We start from the raw sequence: 22,729 nt of genomic DNA, 5'->3' as shown, positions 1-22,729 counted from the left end.
TTTTTGCAAAAAGAAGGCTCATTTGAACTCTCTCCAGCTCCAGTCAGGGCGCTTGGCGCTGATCGCGTCGCGGATGTCCTGCGGCGGCTCATATGTCTGCGCCGAATAGGTGCCAAACACTTCTAGAGTCATGGTACAACGGGCAGCATGGAACCACTTGCCGCAACCATTGATGTGACGCCAGCGTTCAAAATGCACCCCCTTGGGGTTTTCGCGCATGAACAGATAATCGTGGAAATCATCATCAGATGAACCTGGACCAAAGCGTTTCAGATGGGCTTCGCCACCGGCGTGCAGTTCAGTTTCTTCGGCTTTGACACCGCAATAGGGGCATTCAAGGATCAGCATTTTGCATCTCCGTCTGTGTGCTTTCTAAGCTCCTTCAAAAAATCGGCACGTGACATGCGGACCTCGTCGGAACCATCATTGAAGGTGACGTAGACTGCCACCTCGTCGACCTTGGGGAAATATTCAAATCCAAGGGAATTCGTTTCAAAACGCGAGGCCTCGCCTTTGTCCCAGCCTTTCGACAAGGGCTTGACGATTTGGTTAAAGCGCGTGCGATCCGAGATCAGAAGTTCAATATGCTCATCGGTCAGAGCTATGACCACTGGGTTTGCCATCAGTGAGCCACCCCGGCTGCGACGCTCTCGTCGATGAACTGGCCTTCTTTGAAGCGGTCGATGGTAAAGGATTCGGTCAGCGAGGAATGACCCGTTGCCATCAGCTCGGCCATGCCCCAGCCGGAACCGGGGATCGATTTGAAGCCACCGGTGCCCCAACCGCAGTTGACAAAGACATTGCCCACCGGGGTTTTGGAGATAATCGGAGAACGGTCGCCGGTGACATCCACAATGCCACCCCACTGGCGCAGCATTTTCAAACGACTGACCATCGGGAAGGTTTCATTCAGGGCGCGGACAGTTTCTTCGATATGGTGGAACGAGCCACGCTGGGTGTAGTTGTTGAACCCGTCAGTACCGCCGCCGATGACCATTTCGCCCTTGTCGGATTGCGACATGTAGCCGTGCACGGTGTTGGCCATCACAACCACATCCATGCAGGGTTTGATCGGCTCGGACACTAGGGCCTGCAAGGCGACGCTTTCCATGGGCAGGCGGAAGCCAGCCATTTCAGAGAGTACTGATGCGTTGCCAGCCACCAGCATACCCAGCTTGTCGCAATCAATTGGGCCCTTGGAGGTGTCGACACCAGCCACGCGACCGTTTTCAACCCGCACCCCGGTGACTTCGCATTGCTGGATAATGTCCATGCCCATGTTCGAACAGGCGCGGGCATAGCCCCAGGCCACCGCGTCGTGACGGGCGGTGCCGCCGCGTTCCTGCCATAGGGCACCAAGAACCGGATAGCGTGGGCCATCCAGATTGATGATTGGCACAATTTCTTTAACCCGCTGCGGCGAAACAAACTCGGTTTCAACGCCCTGCAATGCATTGGCGTGGGCGGTGCGCTGGTAGCCGCGGATTTCGTGCTGGGTTTGCGCCAGCATCAAGACTCCACGCGGGCTGAACATGACGTTATAGTTCAGGTCCTGGCTCATATCTTCGTACAGGCTGCGCGCCTTTTCATAGATCGCGGCTGAGGGGTCCTGCAGATAGTTGGAGCGGATGATGGTGGTGTTTCGACCGGTGTTACCACCGCCCAGCCAACCTTTTTCGATCACCGCGACATTGGTTATGCCAAAATTTTTGCCCAGATAATAAGCAGTGGCCAGACCGTGCCCGCCAGCGCCGACAATAATAACATCATAATGGCGTTTCGGCGCGGGCGAACGCCAGGCGCGCTCCCATCCGGAGTGATAGCGCAGAGCCTCCCGCGCGACAGCAAATACCGAGTAGCGTTTCATGGCGAATCCATTTGGTTCGAGATAAATACGGGTATGCCCCAGCCCCCCTTACAAACCGCGCCGTTAATCGTCGCAATTACGCAGGATTGCGACATCACTGTGACGTGACACCACGCCCCAGACAAGCAGTTTGCTCTTTTTCCCGCCGCGTCGGCGCGATAGATGCATAGGCAAAATACGGAGAGATCATGACCTTCTGGATTGTCACCTCATTCATGGCGCTGGCCATTGTCCTGCTGCTATCACTAACGCTGTTGCGCGCCCGTAAGCTTGGAGAGCCTGCAGCTGCCTCAGATCTTAAGGTTTATCGTCAGCAGCTTCGCGATGTGGAAAAAGACCTGACTAAAGGGGTTATCAATCAGGGCGATGCTGAACGCATCCGCACTGAAATCTCGCGCCGCATCTTAGCTGCAGATGCGCAAATGCAGCAGAGTGCTGCCAGGCAAGAACAACCACGCAACTGGACGCTGGTAGCCGCCATTGTGACGGGTGTGGTGCTCATTGGCGGATCGCTCGGACTATATTCTCAACTTGGTGCACTCGGATATGGGGATTTGCCGCTGCAATACCGTATCACGCAAGCGCAGGATCGATCGACAAACCGCCCCTCACAAAGCGAGGCGGAGGCCGAGATACCAGCATCGCCGTCAGTGGAAGTTGAAGAAGGCTATTTAGAACTGGTTGAGCAACTGCGCCAGACCGCGTCTGAGCGAACCGATGACGCGCAGGGGCAGATGTTGTTGACACAGCACGAGGCCAACCTTGGCAACTTTGTCGCGGCTTATCAGGCCAAGCAAAACTACATTCGTATTATGTCCGGTGATGTAGAAGCCCGCGACTATGCCGAATCTGCTGAGTTGATGATTATGGCTGCAGGCGGGTACATCTCCCCTGAAGCAGAAACTGAATTGCGGAATGCGCTGTCGCTGGACCGCGGCCATGGCCCTGCACGCTACTATTGGGGCGTGATGTTGGGGCAAATTGGCCGTCCTGACATGGCTTATCAAATCTGGGCGGAGACTCTGCAGGCTGGACCAGCCGACGCCCCCTGGATCCAAGGCATCCAAGATCAAATCGCAATGATGGCCTATCGTGCGGGCGTCGAGTACACGCCAATCACCCCAAATTCCGAAAGTGGTGCTCCGCTGGCAGGGCCGACTGGCGAAGACGTCGCCGACGCTCAACAAATGAGCAAAGAAGAGCGTCAAGAAATGATCCGCGGTATGGTCACACGCCTGTCCGAGCGGCTGGCGAGTGAAGGTGGAAACCCGCAAGAATGGGCCCGCTTGATCGGCGCGCTAGGCGTATTGGGTGAGGCTGACCGAGCCAAAGCCATTTATGCCGAAGCTCTGCAAACATTTGCCAGTGATGAGGCTGCACTGACATTGATCACTGGCGCGGCCCAGCAGGCCGGGATCGAACAATGATCCACGACGATTTTGAACAGTTTGCAACCGCCTTGCCCGATTTCACTGCGCTCATTGGTCTGGATCTGGGTGACAAGACCGTTGGCGTTGCAGTCTCAGATCCGATGGGAACAGTGGCAACACCACTGGAGACCGTACGGCGCAAAAAGTTCACCGTTGATGCTGCCCGGTTACTGGAGATCATCGAAGGTCGAAGTATTGGCGGGATTGTGCTGGGACTGCCACGCAACATGGACGGCTCCGAAGGGCCGCGCTGCCAAAAGACCCGTGCATTCGCCCGCAACCTCAGCCGCTTGACAGAACTTCCAATTGGGTTCTGGGACGAACGGCTGAGCACTGTGGCTGCGGAAAGGGTGCTTTTGGAGGCGGATACATCTCGAAAACGTCGCGCTGAGGTGATTGATCACGTGGCTGCCTCGTATATTCTTCAAGGAGCGTTGGATCGTATGGCGCATTTGAAGAACGGATAATGCCATGAGTGATGAGGTCTGGAAGCGCGACGAGGTCGAGTCTCCCTGTACGCAAATCTGCGTTGTGAACCCCGTCACACGCTTGTGCACCGGCTGTGCACGCTCAATTGACGAAATTACGCGCTGGTCGCAGATGCCCCCAAGCGAGCGCAGCACCATTCTGGCAGAGTTGCCAAATCGTAGCGCCACCCCCAAAACACGCCGTGGCGGGCGCGCAGCCCGACTAAAGACCTGAACTAGTTACCCAACCAATCGAACATGCATCTGCCTTAAAAACTGGGTCTCGGCATCCAGGAAATGTGACGCAACGCTCTGAGCCATCCGCTGCCAGGCCTTGTCGCCCAATCTTGCCACCTTTTCTGCCAATGGCGCGTGATCTTTGACCAGTTTAAAATGTGCCTACAACGCGGACAGCCCCTCGATCTCTGGAACTGTTGTGCGTTCGTATTCGTTGCCGCTGACCTAGTCTGAAAATTCTAACTTCAGCTGAGGACCATGATCAGGTTTTTCACTGAGATCGCCAAAAACCTCATTAAAACAGGTTTATATGCAACGCACATAGGCAACCCGAGGAGATGCCAAGACAGTAATATCTTATGGTGAAACAAGAGACTTAGCGCTGTCTAGTAGCCTAAGGCTTTGCGCAGCATATTGAGAGCCACTGCGACTAAAAACACCGCAAAAACCCGTTTCAGTGGTTTCGGGTCCATCGCATGGGCCAGTTTCACCCCCCAGGGTGCGGTCACCAGTGTCATCGCGATAACCACACCAAAGGCCACCAGATTAACCGCCCCAATTGTCAGAGGCGGGCGTGTCGCAGGATCAATCGGCAGTAATAGAAAACCAATCACCGATGGCACGGCAATGATCACGCCAAACCCTGCTGCCGTTGCGACGGCCCGGTGAATGGGTGTGTTGTACAGGCTCATCAACGGCACGCCAAAGCTGCCGCCGCCGATCCCCATTAGCACCGACAAGAAGCCAACCATCGGAGACAGGATGAAACGACGAGCCCCCTTCGGCATCGCGTCCCCCAACCGCCAGTCACTGCGGCCAAGCCCAAGATACAGCCCGATGATTAGCGCCAGTATCCCAAACAAGCCCTGCAAGGTTGTTGATCGCAAAACGGACGCGGCAAGCACCCCTGCAATTGCACCAACAACAATACCTGGGCCCCAGCCACGAAGGATTTGCCAATCCACCGCACCTTTTTTATGATGGCTTAGCACGGATCTCAGCGAGGTGACGATGATGGTTGCCAAGGACGTTGCCAGACACAGTTGCATCAGTTGATCGCCACCATAGCCCAGCGTTTGGAAAGCGTAGAAAAAGGCCGGCACCAGGACAATACCGCCACCAACCCCCAGCAAGCCAGCTAATACTCCGGCCACTGCGCCGATCACCGCCAATAGTACCAACATTTGGGCAATGAGCGCTGCGTCGGGCATCAGGTCTCTCCTATGACACTTAGTCTGGCAGACAAAACTGCGCCTTGTGACAAGAGTCCAGTTGCAAAAAGTGTTTTATGGAAACTCACGCCAGAACCGAGGTAAGGGCATGTTCGACAAGTTCGGGGCCTGCGCTATCTCGATGGGCACCTTCAGACAGGGTTCGACGCCACTGACGCGCACCTGGACGGCCAGCAAACAGCCCCAGCATATGTCGGGTCACCTGATGCAAACGTCCGCCTCCATTCAAGTGTGCCTCAATATAGGGCAACATTTGACGCGCAACGTCGAAAGGATCGCTGGCTTCGCCTTGCCCGAAAATTTCAGGATCTGCGGTGCTCAGAACATCGCCCGGTTGATGATAAGCGGAGCGACCGATCATGACCCCGTCAAGGCCACTGTCCAATTGTGCCTTGGCCTCGTCCAAAGACGAAATCCCGCCGTTTATCGAAATATGCAGATCCGGGAATGCTGCCTTCATCTGATGAACCAACTCATAGTCCAGAGGCGGAACATCCCGGTTTTCCTTGGGGCTTAACCCCTGCAGCCAGGCCTTGCGGGCATGGATTGTCACCCGGCGGCAGCCAGCTGCCTGAATTTTGTCCAGAAAATCAGGCAATATCTCTCGTGGTTCTTGCTCATCCACACCAATGCGGCACTTCACCGTCACTTCGACATCTGCAGCGTCACGCATCGCCGCGACACAATCCGCAACCAATTTAGGGCTCTGCATCAACACCGCACCAAAGGCCCCTGATTGCACCCTGTCTGAAGGGCAACCGCAGTTTAGGTTTATCTCACCATAGCCCGTATCAGCCCCCAATTTCGTAGCCTTGGCCAATTCATCCGGATCCGACCCGCCAAGTTGCAACGCCACTGGATGTTCCTGAGGACTGTGGGCAAGGAGATGCAACGCCCCTCCCCGGACCAGAGCCGGTGCTGTCACCATTTCAGTGTATAACAAAGTCTCATGGCTCAGCAGTCGGTGCATAAAACGACAATGCCGGTCCGTCCAGTCCATCATGGGAGCTACGGATAGGCGTGCGGCCTTTGTTATTAAGGGCTTATCTGTCATTTAGGCACTCTCCGCTGACCGAAACAATGGTTTGTTTGGAGCTTATTTTGCTAGGTTTTACGACGTTTTGTGTTTTTGGCATACTTTTTGGCATACCCACTTGGAGCTTGGCATACCGGAACCCTATATCCGCAGTATGCCAATAACAAAGCACGGGAAATAATGGGCACAATCGTAGAGCGCAAGAGCAAATCCGGAACCAAACATCGGGCACAGGTTATCAAGAAGAAGGAAGGTGAAGTCGTCTTCTCCAAGTCAGCTACTTTTTCAAGAAAAACCGCTGCCAACGCATGGATCAAGAAAGTCGAAAAAGACTTTGACGCTGGAAAACTAACCAATCGCCAAATCCAAACCACTGTAAGTGAACTGATCGACAAAGTTATCGACACTCAGCGAAAACAGATGGGGAAGACCAAGTCGCAAGTTCTGAAGACTATCAAGCTCTTTGACGTCGCGGACTTTGAAGTAGCATCACTTCGGCCAGCAGATCTTGTTGAATTTGCCAATCAAGTTGCCGAAGGAGAACACGGACCCGCTGGGCGTTCGCCATCCACCACTGCCAACTACATGAGTCATTTGTCCGGATGCCTCAATCTAGCCAGGCCGGCATTCGCCATTCCTTTTGACAGACGGGTCGTCGAAGAAGCTCGTGAAACGACCAGCACTCTGGGCATTACTGGGAAATCGAAAAAACGTACAAGGCGTCCCATTCCTGAAGAACTGGATGCGTTAATGGATTTCTTTGTTAGGCGTGAATCACGAGACACTCGGGCTATCCCGATGAGCAAAATTGTTCCGTTCGCCATCTTTTCTGCAAGGCGACAAGACGAAATCACTCGAATTCTGTGGGATGACTACTCCCAAGAACATGCAACCATTCTGGTTAGGAACATGAAGGATCCTGGTGAAAAAGAGGGAAACGATGTCGTTTGCGAGCTGCCCCCAGAAGCCATTCGAATTATTGAGAGCATGCCGCGTTTAACCGACCAGATCTTTCCATTTCACAAAGATGTCGTTGGTCGGCAATTTACGGGAACATGCAGGTTCTTGGGTATTCGGAATCTCCGCTTCCACGATTTGCGCCACGAAGCTGCATCATGGTTGGTCGAAACTGGCCGCACTTTGCCGCAAGCAATGTCTGTAACTGGACATAAAATCTGGTCCAGCTTGCAACGATACTCACATCTTAAAAAGGTTGGAAACCGTTATGAAAATTGGGCTTGGATGGAAGTAATCACTTAGTCGAAACCACTACAAATAAGCGTTGTCGACATTCGTCCCAAAGCGTTACAGTTTGTCTGCAGCGCTTTGGGAAGTGGAAAAAGCTCAGTTTGAAATCCGTGAATTGAACAACAGCCCTTCCTCAAAGCCCTCTTCGATGGAATTGATGGCGGGAACCTGCCGAAAAACAATCGGCAGGTTTCACAAAGATATTTTCACTGATTTTTCGTGGTACTTTACATGTCTACAACCCAAACGCGGTCCTTGAGCCACTTCAGACGTGTCAGCTTTCTGTCTTTCAAAAAACGACCTAACTCCCTATCGTCACCACCGTTAATTGCATGCGCTATGACAACAATGGCTGCTTTACGATTGTAAGTATCGAATTTGTGGGTTTCGCCAAGGTCAAAACTGTCTCTTCTATGTGAAAATACCAACAAATCTCTGGCAACAAACGACGAACTGGAGCTCTGTCGGGCTATATCCATCAACTTGTCAAATGCCGCCCATAAATCACCGCGGCAAGGTCGCCCCATATAATCAACTTTCATTTTATTTCCTCTTTCTGCTCTTTTATTTGGAGTCTTGGTTATTGGTTTTCAGCCTGAAAAAATATCAATCTGGTTCGGCCTCGATTCGGTGCAACCGATTAACGTTTCCCGTTTTCCGCACCCAATGTGGCTAGATGAACTTTTCTGTTTTCCTGGCTTAGTTCATTAAGCGGCCCTTCTACGGGCTTCAGTCCGGGCCTTTTTCACTTGGCCATCAAGAAAATCGGCCAAGTCATTAACATGCACCATTCGCCCTGACTTTTGAGAAGATCCAAGTCGTGTAACTATTAGAGGTATTTCACCACTATCCGTTTTAGCTTTCAGTAGGTTCAAACTGAGTTCAGGAAAGAAGTCCTGACGAACGGATTCAAGAGGAACCATGACCCGCGCGTCATACCTTCCCATCAGAATAAATATAGTCTGCATGTGAGTGCCTTTTACGTTTATTTTCCAAACCTTAGATACTCACCCGAGTAACTTCAGCCTCTGCTCACCATCAGTTTCTACGTAATAATGAGAACCAAACAACCCGCTGAATCAGAGGTCAAACACGGATCTCCTAGGAGTTGACGAGCCAGGAGAAGCGATAGCCATTACCCCCTCAAAACGGCCTAGAACGTGCCTGAGAGCAACGAATTCAAAAAACGGGTACATAAAGGTGTTTGGCAGTGAGGGTATACTCAGTTTGCGTTTAAATGCGATATGAGCCCCCAAAAAAAATTTCGAAAAATGTAGAATGGTGCACCCTTTCACGTAATAGGTGCAGATTTCATACTGGTTCGAACTGATTTTCACGCGAATCACCAAACAATCTTCCTGATGTTCAGCTATAATTGACGGAAACCGGACGCTAAGCATGGCTAGTAGACTCGTTCAGAACTCCGAGTCTGCAGCAAATGAACAAATGTTGTCAGCGGACACCTAATGGATAAATGTGATTACTTACTGACAGAAACCTTGCCGCCATTTAAAATGACAACAGGCAACAAGGATCTGGAAAACACATTTTTTAGAACACTTGAACGATTTTGGGTAATATCGGTTTCTTTTTACAAATATTGGCTTCACCTTACTCGATAAATGGTTAGCCTTCAGATTCGAAATATAATATATTCAGAATTCTCAAAATATTAGAACTTGCTATTACCGTGTAACTCTTAAACTCTGGACGTCGGATCGCGGCAAGTATGTCAGGTGCCAATGGGATTAAAAACTTCTTAAGGTCAAACGGTTCACCTGTATTCTTCTCCCAAGCCGCCCACGCAGCTTTGTTCGCTTGATAAAAGCTACGCTTGCCCTCAACGGCGAACACCTCATGGAGGTTCTCCTCATCAAAATTTTGCACCAACCCAAACGCCATTAGCCTGCCAGAGGGCGAAGGAGAGGCTGAACTGCTTCCGCAAAAGATATTTGTTGTGCCTGACGATACTGGTTCATGTTTTCCAACCTCCGGCAACGGATCCAGGCCCTCAACATTTTCAGGCTCGCCCTCAGGATCCCTGCGGCGCTTTTCAACCAGCACAACATGCTCTTCCCCAGTTTCTTTGCATGGCATTATTTTTGCTCGACGGTTCTCCGTTTTTAGCTGAGCCAAACAAGCTTTCAGTGACTTTTCAGTCCGCGTTAGGCGAACACCTTTGGTTGCTTCGTAGTAAGCCTTGAACACCTCTTCATGCCCAGCCTGGGCAATGGATACAGCTGCTTCACCTGGCTTAGTGCCATATTTGACAAAACGCATCGCATCAGCAGGTTTAACCTGCTTTAACAGGATACCCGCATTGCCTCCAACCCAAGGCATACTAGACGCCAGGGTCGCTAGTACCTGCAGGCGGTTTGCATCGTATTTTCCAACTTCAAGGAAAACGTGAAAATGAGGATAGAATGACCCATCATCTTCATTGTACGTCATCTCTAACTGGCAGTACAAAAATTCGCCCAGGCCTGATTCAGACAGTCTTTTCTTGACTGTGTTGTAGCGTTCAAAAGCTAATTTGATACATTCTCTAAGGTTTTCTACAGAGACACGGGAGGTCAAGGGCGGAAAAGTGAATGTTGCTAGCTGTGATGAATGCTCCATCCCATATTCTAAATAGTAGAGAATATTCGCAGCTGTTTGATTACAATCGACTATAGCAGTCGATGGAAGATGTTTGTTATGCGCTGGAGCATCATACACAATTCCCAAGTACTCCCCTTCAGGAAGACCCAGCAAGAACTGAGCCGATTTCTTGGTGACGCTTCTCTTTAGTGAAATGCCTACACGTTCACCCATGTCCATGACGATTTGAGTTTTCTCACGATGCTTTAGTGAACCTGCGCAGAATTTAAACCCACCTTTGTACTCAGCCTCAAGACCGACTTTTCCGAGATTTACTCCGCCTTCAATGATCTCAGGACCACTGATCGAGATCGCTTCTTTATCTGAACTGGGTGATGACTTACGGACAGTCCTTCCCTGTTCGCAGGAATCACCCACGTAAATTTGGCTCATGACCAACTTCCTCGATTGTTTTATCGAGGCCTGGTCCATGAAGCCCAAAACAAGGCTCAATCAATTTGGAGCGGATACCTCGATCAGATTATTGACTGCGAGGTTCTTTGGAACTTTTTGAATACTAATCTTTCGCCTCGCTCTCACTTCATATTGCGAGCAAGATTTCGCAAAGATTTAAAATCTTCGGGGTTTGAAATTGGCGTCTACAAAATTCGGAAATATAGGCCACAAGGGAAGTTGAGCTGAAAACTATTTCTGACGTCGTCCCCCCATTACTCCCTCCTTAAGTACACCGTTTCCTTCAGTGTGTACGAATTTTCCACAGCTGACCTTTTTACACTCTCAATCTCTTTTCCCCGTCCAATTTCCAGCTTTGTGCTCGCAGTCGAGCCCAATCCTGATGAGATGGCGAATTGCTTTCGACTTGCCGTATATTTTCCGTTCATGAAGGTAAGAAGTTACATCTGCCAGCTCTTCTTCAGTAATTAGCAGTTGCAATCTGGTAGGCGGTTTATCACTCAGCTTCTTCAAGAGTTTTCTCCAGTATCAAGTAATCATCATACACATAATGCGTTTAGTACCTTGACTTCAAGAGCAGCGCATTATACACATAGTGCATACAATGATCTCATATCTAGGATAGCTGCCATGATCAAATTTGCTCAATCTCGGTTTCATCAACTTCATGAGGTTTGCGTTGTTGTTTACGTTTGTTCAGCTGCAGTCGAGTTCGCGCAAAAGGCATTTCTAATCTGAGATGCCCGCTTCACTTCTACGAAACAGTGGAACGGCCCACGGCGTCCGTTTTATTAGTTGGAAACCAATGTCACCAGAGGACATCTCTGAAATTACAAAAAGTGAATTTATACGGCAACTTGGCTTCACCATTTAACCTGGTTGTGGAGTAAGTAATCTTCTTTGTTGACGGAGAAAGTGAAAAACTAAGGATTACATGAACCATGATGAACTCACGCACCCATATCGCGCCTGAAAGCATATCTACCTAAGCAGATATGACCCCAAATTTCTGGGGAGGGCGCAGAGGCTGTGGTCGGGTCTAAATCCCTTTTTCGTCGGCAGCAGATTACTGTGACGGACCAGAGTTCGAGTCTCTGCCCTCCTACCATATACTTCTCTGGAGGGAACTTGAATGTCAGTTCAAGAAGACGCGAAACCAAACGCAGACACGTCAGATAATAATAAAGACCCACGTTGGGTTGAATTGATCGAGCTGTGGTCGGAGAGCGATCCGTTCGATGAAATCCGCTTAAGTGACATTTTCGATCAAGTAGAATACCACGATCTGGAATGGATCAGGTCGGCAATTCTGGATACATGTGACTTGGAAACTTTGGCACAAGCTTTTCGATCCAAAACAGATCTGGACCCTTGGGTACAGTTCGAGAAATCTCACTTAGCCGGTGATAATGAACAAATGGCGTCCAACCTCGGATTTGTTATCGCTGCAACGGGTAGCCCGCTATCTTGGCGCCGAACCTGGCGGCAATTGATCCGGAAGACACCATTGTCGTTTCTAAAGAAGATCCTTGCAGAACGTGAGGCCGCCTTGCTCGGGAAAACAGTCATCACGGATGATCCGACTGTATCAGATCTGAAGTTTGAGTTCTATCTGAAGAAATCTGAAGATGAACTCGAGCGCACTGTAAAAAAGGAACTAAACACTCGCATCAAACGCATCTTCAAGCCTTTGGAAGTCGCTAAGCTCCATGGCATTAGTCAGATTGAGGAACTTGAGGAACTTAAGAACACCTTTCCAAATGCGAAACTTGCGATCATGGGGTTCGCATCACAGCTGCTTCGTCGCTGGAACTTTGGCCAGGACTCGGTTCAACTTCGACCAACAATCTTGGTTGGGCCACCGGGCATTGGTAAATCCCAATTGCTCCAGCATATTGGCCAAGTTCTCGGTGTTCACATGTCAACTCTCAACGTTGCCGGTATGCGAGATTCGAATGTTTTTGGAGTGTCGGCGGGTTGGTCAAGCGCAACGCCAAGTTGCGTCACAGCAGCAATTGCAGATGGGCAAATGATCAACCCTCTGATGGTGATTGATGAAATCGACAAGGCAGACAGATCCCAAAACGGTGACCTTCACAGCGCTCTTCTTCCCTTGCTCGAGCCATCTGAAAACTCGCACTGGTATGAGAAATTCCTAGCTAGTGAAGTGAATGCAAGTCGTGTTTCATGGATTTTCACGGCCAATACTCTGGATAGCATCCCTACCCCTCTATTATCACGGTGCACCGTGTATTCCATTGAAGCCCCAGAGCAACATCAAGTCAGGACACTTATTACGTCAATTATCAACGATTATGCCAACAAACTGGGCGTAGACCGACGCTTTCTTGATCTAACCTCAGGCGATATTGACTATCTGGAAAGCACTTTCCCTCGACACAGATCGATCCGGATCCTGTCTGAACTGGTCAAGCAACTAATCGATGAGCGTCATAATGAGATGGGACATGCCTAGCCGGGAACAATAGAATACTGGAATTGGGTGAAGTTGATCAAATCAAACGAAGATAGGCAAAACTGCCACCCTTTTCCCCACAACTCCAACGACAGCTTTGGGGGATTTTGGACCATACTTGAGTAATGGTTTGTACTCACTATGGAAAAACGATCTCCTCATTGTCGCCGAATACAATTTTCAAATATTTGAGCTCTTCATCACATGAAACAAGCCGAACGAAGGCAAGATTTGATTTGGTTCGGGAGCAAGCGACATAAAGAAGCTTTCGAGATTGCACTTCGCGTTTAGATTGAGGTTTTTGACCTGTGAAACAGCTTAAGAAATCGTATTCTGAAACCCATCCGTATTCATCACAAACAACTAATACATCATCAATTCCTGTCCCTTTCGTTTTGTGCATCGTAGCGAAAATGCCGTCCGTCTCTTCATACTCATAAAACGACAGAACCTCCGAAAGTTTCAAATCCGAGGAAAACAGGCGTGTCAGGAAAATGTACTTTTTCAGCTTTCGCTTCAAAGTGTCAAAACTTTCCTCCACAATGGTTTCGTCAATATGATCCTTGGCTTCAGTGTTTAGCTTCCTAAGCATGCGAGTCTTGGTATTTGCGCCATCATTGTAAAGCTGCCGAAATGCTTGGATACAATCGTCGGCTTCAAAGTCTTTCAAAAAATTCGTCGGTCTTGATCAGAAACGACCCATGACTGTCGGACTTTGAAATGAAACCTCGTCCAATAGCGAACTCAATGGTTTCATATGCCGTTGCCCTTAGGTCCCTCAGCCGCAATAAATCACGCGAAACATCAGATTTATCTGCTGTTGTCTTAATATTTGTACCCGAGCGGTTAATAATCCCAATCAGTCGGTTGTATGCTCGCCTATCACCCGGCAAAGCTTCATGAAGATCAATAATTTCAAAGAGCTGTTCAAATTGAAGCCTCTTTAACGTCCTCTTTATTTCCTCTCTCGGGCTTTGGTAATTCGCATCGAAGACTTCCCACAAAGTGCCAAAACCAACATCCGAAGCGATTGATTTATTGGTTAGCTTGAGTTGGGTAAAAGTCGGATGTTTCTGAACAACCGTGTCAACTAGCCTATCACGTAACTCAGCGCATTCGGCCTTATGTCGACTGTTTGTTTCTGTCTTGCTTTCCCCCTCCATCGGTACTTTTTCGGGAGCCATCGCAAAATACAACTTAGCGCTGCCTTCCCTACTGGAAAGCGCTTCAAAACTTTTATCATCTAAAAACTTCAATGCGACTTTTTGTTTCAAGCCATCGCAACGAAAGGAGTTTGCGACCTCAATGACTTGAGGAGAACAGCGGAAATTATCCTGTTTTTGAACAAGGACAAAGTCTTTGTTGGCTATGTAACATTCAACATCGCCGATACCATCGCTATAGATCGCCTGTTCGGAGTCTCCAAATAGACCCAGAGTTAAGTCGTTACCTGAGCTTGCTTGTACCAAAGATTTTACAACGTCACGGTGCGTATCCTGATACTCATCGATAAAGATACAGTCAAATTTGTCAGATAAAATCTTCCTCAAGTTTGCATGACGCTGGATCAGCAAGCTTGCGATTTCGATCAAACCATCATGCCCAAATGAAGGATCTTTAAAACTGTTGAAGGCTGTTTCATTGTATTTAATGGAATTGGCTTCGACTAATTGGAGCACTTCCTTGATCTTGCTGTTTACCTGGTCGACCAATTGGTTATGAGGCGCAATGTATACATCCGGGGCTTTATCATAAACTCGCGTCCCGACGACTTTTTCAGTCTTCAGCTCCTGAACAGTTTGACGTCGGCTTTCCAACTTCTCATGTGCTTTCTTGAAGCGCTCATGTTCGCTTTTGGCCTTATCCTTGGGTGTATCGCCTTCCTCACTTTCTCCCAACCTCTCAAAATGAGGTAAAGTGAAAAGCTCGGGAAGTGCCGCCTTAATGTTAGCCTTATATGGGCGAATTAACGCTCCTAAGAAGGCGTGAATCGTCGACACCTCAGCGTTCCCAGAAATTCGTTCAGATATCTCATCTGCTGCTTTGTTGGTATGGGTGATACAAACCACCCGCTTGGGCGATGAACCGTCTGTTAACTTCTGAACTACTTGCTTTAGGGTTTCTGTCTTGCCACTTCCCGCACCGCCTTGAAGAACAAAATTTTCGAAGCGCTCAATATGAGCAAGAATTTCCTCGAGCGGTTCTAGTCTTGGTGAAGCCATTTTAAGCCCTCCGAAATATATGAAGGTACGCACCACGAATGATCATTAGCTAACGCTTCAAACAAGATAGAAGATGCAAAGTCAGATTTCTTATCAATCACTTCGTTCGTCAACTTGTAGAAGTCGACAGTTTCCGAAGTGTCCAATTTGGATCTATTTTTTAATCCCTGGACACTCTCCTTTCTTAAGGCGATCTCAGATAGGTTTAAGGCAATAAATGCGTCCTCAAAGCTTCTGGCATGATAATCCCCTTCCTTAGATTGATAGGCAACGCGAACATTCTTGAACGTGTCTCGAACATTAAGTTTGTGCGATTTTAACCGCTCTATCCATGTCGAAAATTTGGCTTCTTCCAGTGGATCAGGAGCATCGAAAAAGAATGTCAGCGACGCGTTCGATGTCCTGGTTCCGTTTTCAACCTTGGAAGCTTCCCACTTTTTGTTCTCATTCTTAACGGTCGTATCAATATCAGTGATTATTAGGCTCTTTATTCCCAAAAAATCCAAAAACGGCGCGAAGGCCTTAGCGTTGGCTCCAACTTCCAAGACGCTAATATTCTGTGAGGAAAGAGGCATTTCTCCAGCTAAACCTCTGTCATGTTTACTCATGAAAAGAGGCAACAACATTCGTTCTGTTGTGCCCTCAATGAAAATAGCCTTGTCTGCGAAAAACAATTCAGATGATTGGATGCTTAAATACTGCGATAAGAATTTGAACAGCAATGGCCCTTCAGTTTCACCATGAAGGTCTGCAAACTTCTCGCTAAGCTCGGTATGGAAATTCTTGATTTCCACATTTTTTTGATTGGTTACTTTCGATAGATACCTAATATCTTCAAAAGCCGACTTTGAAACAATGTGCGAAGAGTGTGTAGTAAGGACTGCTTGTAGTCGCGGAAGTTTATCAATTAACTCTTTGATTCGACTTGCAAAAACGTATTGCATTTGAGGGTGCGTGTGAGCTTCAGGCTCTTCAATGATTAGAATATTTAGTGTCGCTTGACGCGCTTCAAACTCTTCCCTGACCATTTCAATTTTAAGAAGAAGGTACAAGATATTGAGGTAGCCGAGGCCATTATGATTTTCCGGCAGCGTGTTCTCATCATCACCATAAACAATTTTGGACGAGTTCTCGATCAGCGTCTGCGATTGCAAGTTAGACATTACCTTGAGCTGGCTCAAATTAAGGAACTTGCCTGCATTTTGTAGAAATTCACCAAATATCGCTGAATATTCATCATCCAGGCTGACGTCAGTCTTTCTCAGCAGTTCTTCGATTTCGTTTAATGTTTCTTCCTTATCCGTTTCGGTCAAATTCGAATTGTCACTTGTGTTGTTTTTCTTTTTTAAGAATTGAGTAGATATAGATGCGAGAGGATTTGAGCCTTTACTACTTTCTTCTGAGCTGGCCACATTGCGCCGAGCATGGATGACCTGAAAGTGTAGTAACTTCCTGAGCTCCTCTGGCATTTTTTCTTGAAGCTGGTTGCGCTCCTTGAGGTAATAAGCTCCTGAAGATTCAGCATCATACCCATAGTCATCGAAGGCATAGATCTTTGTCTTCAGATACGATTTCAAAGAGTTTTCGAAGAATTTTTTTCGTTTCTGCCCGCTCTCGGGTTGATCACGCACCAATTTTTCTCGATCAATTTCACACTCCAAAAGAACATTTGTGTGTCGCCGCGTATCATCCAGATCCAACATGAAGTTGGAAAGAACACTAATGTCATCCTTCTCGTCGTACTTGATCTTTAGCAAGAGACGAATGCTCAACTCATCGACGTTTGTACCCGTTTCGATAGACAGTAAGGAATCTCGCACGCTGAGTGAAAAGTCATCGAAGTGAAAATCCGCTTTGGTCAAAAACTTTTCCAGTAAAACCGCAAAGGATGTTTTTCCTGTGTTGTTCTTGCCTACCAGTAAGGTCGTGCTTGTTCGTAAATCTAACGTGCTTTTTTTCAAGAGACGAAAATTCTCAATATGTACTTGTTCAATATGCATTTTGTCTACTTTCTGAAGGTTTCTCCAGATTAGCAGGAGTTCATCAACATGTGTACTCAATTCAAACGTGTGAAACCTGTCTTTAAACCTTAAGCCGACATTGGAGAACACTGCAGAAAATGACAGCTGTCCGCCCTGAGTGTAGCAATTGGCATGCCCGCTTTGAGCTGAGAGCTGCCGCTAACGCTATCTACCACGTAGCTTACGCCGCCCCAAACAGTTCCGGCGCCTCTCTCTTGGGTACACCCTTGTGATAGCCGGTCATATCCGGGGAATTCCTATCATTAGGGTCCATTTAAAACTGATAGAAACAATTATCAGATACCTTAAGAGTCAAACGATAAAAAGAAGAGCATCAATGGCAAAACTTGGGTACAAGCGCGTTTCATCGGAAGATCAATCCACTGACCGTCAGGAACTACCAAATGACATCTCCTCAAAAAACATGTATGAGGAAAAGGTATCGGCCGGTAGCAGGACTGAACGTGCGGAACTGGCAGATCTATTGCGCAGGATCGAACCTGGCGACGAGATCCATGTTTACAGTATTGATCGTTTGGCCAGGTCACTTACGGACTTGACCAGCATTGTTGATGAGATGGTGGACAAAGGAGCGGCAGTACATTTCCTGAAAGAAAACCTGACCTTCTCCAGCGATAAACAAGATTTCGTCGGCAAATTGATGATGCAAGTACTCGGCGCCATCGCTGAATTTGAGCGCAACCTAATCCGTCAACGCCAACGTGAAGGGATTAAGAAAGCCAAGAGCGCTGGGAAATACAAAGGTAAACCAAGGACAATCGACCGCGGCGCCGTCATCCAATTGTTGACAGCCGGGGTATCCCCAACCCAGATCGCGAAGTTGACCAAAATTGGGATCGCATCTGTCTATAGGATCCGCAAGGAACAGAACGGGATTTCTTCAAACAAGACGGTATAGAGTTGACGTGGGGCACCAATATCGAAATGCCGACGGAGTGTACCTAGGTCTTTGCGAGGATACGCCAAAACGCTCTGCCAGAACCCAGGCCGGTTCGTCTCTCATTTGGATTTCCGCCCGTATCTTTTGTGTTGTTGTCGCCAGGCTACGAAGATGGATCAACATCGAATGCGCTCCCGAATGCCCCTTAATACCGAGACTGACATGAAGAAGCAGAATGGCGAGGACCTTCATGATCATTCAGGATCGGACAAGTAGCATTCCATAATTTTTGAACAAATTTCATGATTAGAATAGCTTTTTTCCTAAAAAACCGTGATAGTTGTAAAAACATTCATAAATTACCTCATTTTCGGGAGCATCAAATTGCGCTACAAAGCATTATATTTTGCCATCCTAATGACCGCATCTTGCACTGAAGTCGCTCAAGCACCCATTATTTCTTCCGACAATACGCAGCTTCTGTTGGTTGAACCTGTTCAGCTTTGGAGGGATCGGCTGGGAAATTGCGTATCAACTGAAAGATGCTGGTCGGAATTAAGCCAAGAGCAAATTCGCGACGAGTTGTCCTTGTTTGAAGCTAAAACAGTCATCAACAAGGTAAATCAGGATGGGTCACTATCCTATCTAACAGGTAAAGCCAGCGCAGAAGCCGGTAAATACCGTGTTACCCAATACGCGATGGTCTACACAAATCAACCTTGTGGGAGCGACGATGAACCAGGGGGTGTCCGGAGAGTAGGTGCTGGGGTCAGAGTTACCGCAAATATCACTACAAACAAGAAAAATATCAACCTTGGGGCACTTATCCCACTAGCGGTCGCAGCAAACCGAAGTTGGGCGCGTGGGGAAATTCAGATAAATTCATGGGGGATAAGTTCATCCGACAACGCGGTGAGCACCTACCTAAATGTAGGAGGATTAGCGCTGAATGAAGCAGGAATTCAGAAGGCTATAGAATCAATGGCCGTTGCAAGAGTTTTACTGAACGACGACGACACGAAGATATCACCTTGGACGCTGGCTGTCCGGGAAATAGAGCCAGGATCATGTTTGGACTAATTTAGTATGGAGATTTCTTATGAAGGCCATTTCCTCTAGACGAACCTTTTTGTGCGGTTGCCTAAGCGCAGGCGGGCTTGTAATCGGAACACCTTCACCGGCAAAAGCAGAATTCGAGGAAGAAGGCTTCATTTGCGGAGCGCTTCCTATTGCAGATGATGACATCGAGCTAGCGAACGATCTTCCTGATGAATTCGAGGTACAACCAGGAGAAGCGAGCGAATTTAAAACAACTCCATTCGGTGTCGCCTCAGCCAAGAAACGATGGAGAAGAAAAGACGGATTGACCCCCAATACTGGACTGATCACCCTCGGTGTTTTCTTTTATAATGGCTCTGATAGTAGAAAATCCGACCTCAAACAGAAGGCCGAGGGATGGCTGGATGAGCGCCTTTCGAAGAAAATAGCGTTTCGCTTCGATGTAGACGAAAAAGATGCGCATATCCGCGTGAATTTCAGCTCGAAACACGGCAACAACTCTGCAATTGGTCGTGATGCCTTACATAGCAGTTTTGACGGTAAGCCAACTATGAACATTCAAAACATGCGCAGTGTTGCACATGAATTTGGCCACGCCTTGTGTTTACGACATGAACATCGACACGAAGAAAAACCCTTCACTTTCAACGAAGAGGCCGTCATCAAAGAACTTGCGGGCCCACCAAATAATTGGACCGAGTCAACTACTAGACGAAATATCCTCAGCCCTCTCGCAAATGCAAAATGCATTGGTGATCCGGCTTTCAACGAAGATTCGGTAATGATCTACCGAATTCCTGCTCGCTGGACGAACGAGGGGGAAAGCTTTTCTCCCAACAGAAAAATTTCCGACCGGGACCGTAATTGCATGTATTCTCTTTACAAGGCCTAGAACTATGACCCGATTAATTCTAGCCGCCCTAATTGTTTGGGCTTTTCCGCTTTCCTCCTCTGCGGACGTACCTAGATTGGAAACTAACCGAACCATAGTAGGCCTTTGGGCCCTGGACCCAGATAATGGCAACCGCCGGTTTTTAGGTAGTGGTGTTCTGTTTTCTGATCAAGGTTACGCTTTGACGGCCCGACATGTTGTAGAAGGGAAAGTGGTTAGCGAGAAACTCCAGGTTTCGCTAGAAACAAAAAACCCCCCTTATATTAATATCTTAGCAACAGAATGCGCCCAAAATCTAAGCGTTGATATCTGTTTGGTTCAAATTTCGCCAGACTACCTCACCGCTCAAAAGCTCAATTCATTTTTCAATGTGAATTGCTATAAACCTGATGACGACGGACAAGAAGTGCTGGGTGTGGGGTTTATCGGGGGACTATCCGGCCCAGTTATTGATGTGGATGGCAAGTCAGAGCATGGATTTATCATGCCCGCAAAAAACCTCTTTGCCTCATCCATGCAACTGGTTCCCGGCATGAGCGGAGGCCCCGTTTTTGATCGCTTTCAAAATGTAATTGGTGTTATCCATGGCTCTGACGCCGCGAGCCAAAGTCTTGGACTATTTACTCCAATGTTTAAGGCACGAAACCTAATCCAAAATACGGGCGTTGATTGTCCTGTAAATCGTCCAATTGTGGTCGACCCTGAAGAGGCAGGGCAACTGGTTCCAGTCGAGTATTTCCCGGCCCCACGGCTGCTGGATGTCCGCACGATCCAGTCACCTAAAGATTCGCCATTGTCACAATGGTATGATTCTACAGCCGTTGTTTCCATAGAACTGTTGTCGTATCGCAACGTAATTGAGCCAGGTCCAAAGGCGAGTGTCGCAGGTGAAACAATGGTGCTTGGGCTTGGTGAACGCGAAATCCATTTTTCAGAATTTCAGCGAGTCGACATCAGCTCGAACGGTGAGGGTTGGCTTGGAAGAACGGGGCCAGCATCGGCAGTCACAATCGATGATGGTAACGCTGCTGGACATACAACACAATTTAAACCTGTGGAGCCTTTTACATGGAAAGAGTTTGTAGAGGCGATAAAGCGAGAAGAGGAAGTGAGCGTTACCGTTACTACTGATGTTTCTTGGAGAGATGGAGAGGTTCCAAAACGCTCTAAAATTTCAACGACCTGTGATCCTACACTTGCGGAAGAATCTGTAGCGAGAAAAGCCGTTCGAAAATTTGAGCAAGAGTGGGGACGCCCAGTAGCTCGAATAATGATCCATTGTAGAGGAGAGTAGGAATGAAGTTATCTTTTTTGACTATTTGTTTTAGCGTTGCCCTTACCCCAAGTATTTCCATTGGACAAAGCTGTTTCTCGCAATGTGAAAATGCATTTAGTGATTATTCTGGTTCGGTGGCATGCAAGCTTGGTTGTAGTTTCTCCGAAAACGAAGGTGCCTCCAGTTTCTGGAACGACCCTCAAGTTCAAGGAAGAGCAAGTACTGGCGATGATGAGAACCCCTGTGGCGAGGATCAGGAATGCCCGTCTCCAGTGGGGGCCGCCGCGGCTAACGTGCTCTCTATGACGTTGTCCGAAAAGTGGGAAAATCCACTATTAGAATACAACAATGGAACCAAACCCTGCCAACTAGGGCAAGACGGAGTAACATGTCCAAGTATACAAGGGACAATCTCGGGGATTACAATATCTCCATGCGGATCAGCAGCAGAATGTGGCAACCCAGTGGGTTTAGAATCTCTCATTAATATCAGCCCACACTTTGGAGACGCGGATATGCAGCTACAATTAAGATTCCAAAACTGAGAAGTTCATCATAATGAACTATGATGCTAAAATGGGTGCCAGACTTTGGTGCCCATTACAGTTAGAGCATCTTCTCAAGAAGTTAGTCTAAATCAATGAAAAACGGTGCGTTCAACACTGTCCTTCCGATGGCAATGTTGGGGATATCATTCTTAGTATCAATTTGCGCAAAATGCACGTTTAATATAGTATCCTATTTGGCGGTTTTCCACCGCTACATTGAACTGGTATGCCAAAAGTATGCCAAAACTAAATACACAGAGGAAAACCTAAATAAATAAAGCTGTTTAAGATAGGTCAGTCCAGTCCATCATTGGAGCCACAGATAGGCGTGCAGCCTTTGTTATTAAGGACTTATCTGTCATTTAGGCACTCTCCGCTGACCGAAACAATGGTTTGTTTGGAGTTTATTTTGCTGGGTTTTACGACGTTTTGAATTTTGGCATACCCCGCGGCATGCCCTCATAGGCTTGACATGCTGCAACCCTATATCCGCTGTATCCCAAATAGAAAAGCACAGGAAACAATGGACACAATCATAGAGCACAAGAGACTGCCTTGAACCAAGTACCGGACTTAGTTTCTCAAAAGAAGCGCGGCAACTTGGTCTTATAGGTGTTGACCTCAGATATAGTATTGGGGTCAGACGCCAAGAATGAGGTGAGGTTTTCGGGCATTTCAAGGCGCTCTATGTCCTGCAGCACCAATGGACCTTTAGCCAAGCAAGCCAATTGGCACTTATGTGAAAGGTCTAACAAAGGTGTTT

General features: G+C 48.0%; 21 protein-coding genes and 1 pseudogene. 10 read left to right on the top strand and 12 right to left on the bottom strand.

Features of this window, described 5'->3' with window-relative positions; translation table 11 throughout:
- Positions 1 to 18: 18 nt before the first annotated feature.
- Genes FEE96_RS16445 through FEE96_RS16435 form a run of 3 tightly spaced genes read right to left on the bottom strand, consistent with a single transcriptional unit; the run spans position 19 to position 1,867 of the window.
- Complete coding sequence (locus tag FEE96_RS16445; RefSeq protein ID WP_138164212.1) at positions 19 to 348, bottom strand: sarcosine oxidase subunit delta; 330 nt, start codon at positions 346 to 348, stop codon at positions 19 to 21.
- The gene (locus FEE96_RS16440; protein WP_138164211.1) at positions 342 to 623 is read right to left on the bottom strand and encodes a hypothetical protein; all 282 of its coding nucleotides are present in this window, start codon (positions 621 to 623) and stop codon (positions 342 to 344) included. The genes FEE96_RS16445 and FEE96_RS16440 overlap by 7 nt, the downstream gene beginning before the upstream one ends.
- Positions 623 to 1,867: a sarcosine oxidase subunit beta family protein gene (locus FEE96_RS16435; RefSeq protein ID WP_138164210.1), complete on the bottom strand. Its 1,245-nt coding sequence runs from the start codon at positions 1,865 to 1,867 to the stop codon at positions 623 to 625. The genes FEE96_RS16440 and FEE96_RS16435 overlap by 1 nt, the downstream gene beginning before the upstream one ends.
- Before the next feature lie 188 nt (positions 1,868 to 2,055).
- Between FEE96_RS16435 and ccmI the strand changes: the two genes are divergently transcribed.
- The 3 genes from ccmI to FEE96_RS16420 are packed head-to-tail and all read left to right on the top strand — an operon-like array spanning position 2,056 to position 3,999.
- Positions 2,056 to 3,294, top strand: coding sequence for a c-type cytochrome biogenesis protein CcmI (ccmI, locus tag FEE96_RS16430; RefSeq protein ID WP_138164209.1), 1,239 nt, complete (start codon positions 2,056 to 2,058; stop codon positions 3,292 to 3,294).
- Positions 3,291 to 3,764 carry a Holliday junction resolvase RuvX gene (gene ruvX, locus FEE96_RS16425; protein WP_138164208.1) on the top strand — a complete coding sequence of 158 codons (474 nt, stop codon included), beginning with the start codon at positions 3,291 to 3,293 and terminating at the stop codon, positions 3,762 to 3,764. Before ccmI ends, ruvX begins: the two co-directional genes overlap by 4 nt.
- Before the next feature lie 4 nt (positions 3,765 to 3,768).
- Entirely contained in the window at positions 3,769 to 3,999 is a 231-nt protein-coding gene (locus FEE96_RS16420; protein ID WP_138164207.1) for a DUF1289 domain-containing protein, read from the top strand.
- Between the two features lie 388 nt (positions 4,000 to 4,387).
- Here FEE96_RS16420 and FEE96_RS16415 read toward each other — a convergent pair whose 3' ends face one another.
- Positions 4,388 to 5,212, bottom strand: a complete 825-nt coding sequence (locus FEE96_RS16415; protein WP_138164206.1) for a sulfite exporter TauE/SafE family protein — start codon at positions 5,210 to 5,212, stop codon at positions 4,388 to 4,390.
- An 85-nt stretch (positions 5,213 to 5,297) separates the two neighbouring features.
- A complete protein-coding gene (gene dusA, locus FEE96_RS16410; protein ID WP_138164205.1) occupies positions 5,298 to 6,287 on the bottom strand; it encodes a tRNA dihydrouridine(20/20a) synthase DusA in 990 nt (329 codons plus the stop codon).
- Between the two features lie 162 nt (positions 6,288 to 6,449).
- Between dusA and FEE96_RS23860 the strand changes: the two genes are divergently transcribed.
- Positions 6,450 to 7,529 carry a tyrosine-type recombinase/integrase gene (locus FEE96_RS23860; RefSeq protein WP_138164204.1) on the top strand — a complete coding sequence of 360 codons (1,080 nt, stop codon included), beginning with the start codon at positions 6,450 to 6,452 and terminating at the stop codon, positions 7,527 to 7,529.
- 215 nt (positions 7,530 to 7,744) lie between these two features.
- Here the strand turns inward: FEE96_RS23860 and FEE96_RS16400 are convergent, their stop codons facing one another.
- From FEE96_RS16400 to FEE96_RS16390, 3 genes are all read right to left on the bottom strand, one after another.
- The gene (locus FEE96_RS16400) at positions 7,745 to 8,059 is read right to left on the bottom strand and encodes a hypothetical protein (RefSeq protein WP_138164203.1); all 315 of its coding nucleotides are present in this window, start codon (positions 8,057 to 8,059) and stop codon (positions 7,745 to 7,747) included.
- Between the two features lie 165 nt (positions 8,060 to 8,224).
- Positions 8,225 to 8,485, bottom strand: coding sequence for a pyocin activator PrtN family protein (locus FEE96_RS24130; RefSeq protein WP_138164202.1), 261 nt, complete (start codon positions 8,483 to 8,485; stop codon positions 8,225 to 8,227).
- 658 nt (positions 8,486 to 9,143) lie between these two features.
- On the bottom strand, positions 9,144 to 10,550 hold the full coding sequence (locus tag FEE96_RS16390; protein WP_138164201.1) for a rep family protein: 1,407 nt from the start codon (positions 10,548 to 10,550) through the stop codon (positions 9,144 to 9,146).
- A gap of 1,153 nt (positions 10,551 to 11,703) precedes the next feature.
- On the opposite strand from FEE96_RS16390, the gene FEE96_RS16385 reads away from it, so the two are divergent.
- Positions 11,704 to 13,047 (top strand): AAA family ATPase, encoded by a 1,344-nt coding sequence (locus FEE96_RS16385; protein WP_138164200.1) that lies wholly within the window; start codon positions 11,704 to 11,706, stop codon positions 13,045 to 13,047.
- A gap of 139 nt (positions 13,048 to 13,186) precedes the next feature.
- On the opposite strand, the gene FEE96_RS16380 is transcribed toward FEE96_RS16385, so the two are convergent.
- The 3 genes from FEE96_RS16380 to FEE96_RS16370 are packed head-to-tail and all read right to left on the bottom strand — an operon-like array spanning position 13,187 to position 17,269.
- Entirely contained in the window at positions 13,187 to 13,717 is a 531-nt protein-coding gene (locus FEE96_RS16380) for a hypothetical protein (RefSeq protein ID WP_138164199.1), read from the bottom strand.
- Positions 13,704 to 15,269, bottom strand: coding sequence for a UvrD-helicase domain-containing protein (locus tag FEE96_RS16375; protein ID WP_138164198.1), 1,566 nt, complete (start codon positions 15,267 to 15,269; stop codon positions 13,704 to 13,706). Before FEE96_RS16375 ends, FEE96_RS16380 begins: the two co-directional genes overlap by 14 nt.
- Positions 15,251 to 17,269: an AAA family ATPase gene (locus tag FEE96_RS16370; protein WP_138164197.1), complete on the bottom strand. Its 2,019-nt coding sequence runs from the start codon at positions 17,267 to 17,269 to the stop codon at positions 15,251 to 15,253. The genes FEE96_RS16375 and FEE96_RS16370 overlap by 19 nt, the downstream gene beginning before the upstream one ends.
- A gap of 358 nt (positions 17,270 to 17,627) precedes the next feature.
- Here FEE96_RS16370 and FEE96_RS16365 point away from each other — a divergent pair, with 358 nt between their 5' ends.
- Positions 17,628 to 18,209, top strand: a complete 582-nt coding sequence (locus tag FEE96_RS16365; RefSeq protein ID WP_138164196.1) for a recombinase family protein — start codon at positions 17,628 to 17,630, stop codon at positions 18,207 to 18,209.
- Between the two features lie 57 nt (positions 18,210 to 18,266).
- Here the strand turns inward: FEE96_RS16365 and FEE96_RS23855 are convergent.
- A pseudogene (locus FEE96_RS23855) lies at positions 18,267 to 18,374 on the bottom strand (IS481 family transposase); the annotation flags it as partial.
- A 201-nt stretch (positions 18,375 to 18,575) separates the two neighbouring features.
- On the opposite strand from FEE96_RS23855, the gene FEE96_RS16360 reads away from it, so the two are divergent.
- From FEE96_RS16360 to FEE96_RS16345, 4 genes are read left to right on the top strand one after another with little or no spacing between them, the layout of a single operon-like run.
- Entirely contained in the window at positions 18,576 to 19,271 is a 696-nt protein-coding gene (locus tag FEE96_RS16360) for a hypothetical protein (protein WP_138164195.1), read from the top strand.
- Between the two features lie 19 nt (positions 19,272 to 19,290).
- A complete protein-coding gene (locus tag FEE96_RS16355) occupies positions 19,291 to 20,142 on the top strand; it encodes a zinc metalloprotease (protein WP_138164194.1) in 852 nt (283 codons plus the stop codon).
- A gap of 4 nt (positions 20,143 to 20,146) precedes the next feature.
- Positions 20,147 to 21,436 carry a S1 family peptidase gene (locus FEE96_RS16350; protein WP_138164193.1) on the top strand — a complete coding sequence of 430 codons (1,290 nt, stop codon included), beginning with the start codon at positions 20,147 to 20,149 and terminating at the stop codon, positions 21,434 to 21,436.
- A gap of 2 nt (positions 21,437 to 21,438) precedes the next feature.
- Positions 21,439 to 21,963 carry a hypothetical protein gene (locus tag FEE96_RS16345; RefSeq protein ID WP_138164192.1) on the top strand — a complete coding sequence of 175 codons (525 nt, stop codon included), beginning with the start codon at positions 21,439 to 21,441 and terminating at the stop codon, positions 21,961 to 21,963.
- Positions 21,964 to 22,729: the final 766 nt, after the last annotated feature.

Source organism: Parasedimentitalea maritima (genome assembly GCF_005771405.1).
GTDB classification, from domain to species: Bacteria; Pseudomonadota; Alphaproteobacteria; order Rhodobacterales; family Rhodobacteraceae; genus Parasedimentitalea; species Parasedimentitalea maritima.
This window is presented reverse-complemented; position numbering and strand designations above follow the sequence as displayed.

Coding starts and splice junctions, on each gene's coding strand:
- FEE96_RS16445 (WP_138164212.1), bottom strand. CDS start 348: ATGCTGATCCTTGAATGCCCCTATTGCGGTGTCAAAGCCGAAGAAACT.
- FEE96_RS16440 (WP_138164211.1), bottom strand. CDS start 623: ATGGCAAACCCAGTGGTCATAGCTCTGACCGATGAGCATATTGAACTT.
- FEE96_RS16435 (WP_138164210.1), bottom strand. CDS start 1,867: ATGAAACGCTACTCGGTATTTGCTGTCGCGCGGGAGGCTCTGCGCTAT.
- ccmI (WP_138164209.1), top strand. CDS start 2,056: ATGACCTTCTGGATTGTCACCTCATTCATGGCGCTGGCCATTGTCCTG.
- ruvX (WP_138164208.1), top strand. CDS start 3,291: ATGATCCACGACGATTTTGAACAGTTTGCAACCGCCTTGCCCGATTTC.
- FEE96_RS16420 (WP_138164207.1), top strand. CDS start 3,769: ATGAGTGATGAGGTCTGGAAGCGCGACGAGGTCGAGTCTCCCTGTACG.
- FEE96_RS16415 (WP_138164206.1), bottom strand. CDS start 5,212: ATGCCCGACGCAGCGCTCATTGCCCAAATGTTGGTACTATTGGCGGTG.
- dusA (WP_138164205.1), bottom strand. CDS start 6,287: ATGACAGATAAGCCCTTAATAACAAAGGCCGCACGCCTATCCGTAGCT.
- FEE96_RS23860 (WP_138164204.1), top strand. CDS start 6,450: ATGGGCACAATCGTAGAGCGCAAGAGCAAATCCGGAACCAAACATCGG.
- FEE96_RS16400 (WP_138164203.1), bottom strand. CDS start 8,059: ATGAAAGTTGATTATATGGGGCGACCTTGCCGCGGTGATTTATGGGCG.
- FEE96_RS24130 (WP_138164202.1), bottom strand. CDS start 8,485: ATGCAGACTATATTTATTCTGATGGGAAGGTATGACGCGCGGGTCATG.
- FEE96_RS16390 (WP_138164201.1), bottom strand. CDS start 10,550: ATGAGCCAAATTTACGTGGGTGATTCCTGCGAACAGGGAAGGACTGTC.
- FEE96_RS16385 (WP_138164200.1), top strand. CDS start 11,704: ATGTCAGTTCAAGAAGACGCGAAACCAAACGCAGACACGTCAGATAAT.
- FEE96_RS16375 (WP_138164198.1), bottom strand. CDS start 15,269: ATGGCTTCACCAAGACTAGAACCGCTCGAGGAAATTCTTGCTCATATT.
- FEE96_RS16370 (WP_138164197.1), bottom strand. CDS start 17,269: ATGCATATTGAACAAGTACATATTGAGAATTTTCGTCTCTTGAAAAAA.
- FEE96_RS16365 (WP_138164196.1), top strand. CDS start 17,628: ATGGCAAAACTTGGGTACAAGCGCGTTTCATCGGAAGATCAATCCACT.
- FEE96_RS16355 (WP_138164194.1), top strand. CDS start 19,291: ATGAAGGCCATTTCCTCTAGACGAACCTTTTTGTGCGGTTGCCTAAGC.
- FEE96_RS16350 (WP_138164193.1), top strand. CDS start 20,147: ATGACCCGATTAATTCTAGCCGCCCTAATTGTTTGGGCTTTTCCGCTT.
- FEE96_RS16345 (WP_138164192.1), top strand. CDS start 21,439: ATGAAGTTATCTTTTTTGACTATTTGTTTTAGCGTTGCCCTTACCCCA.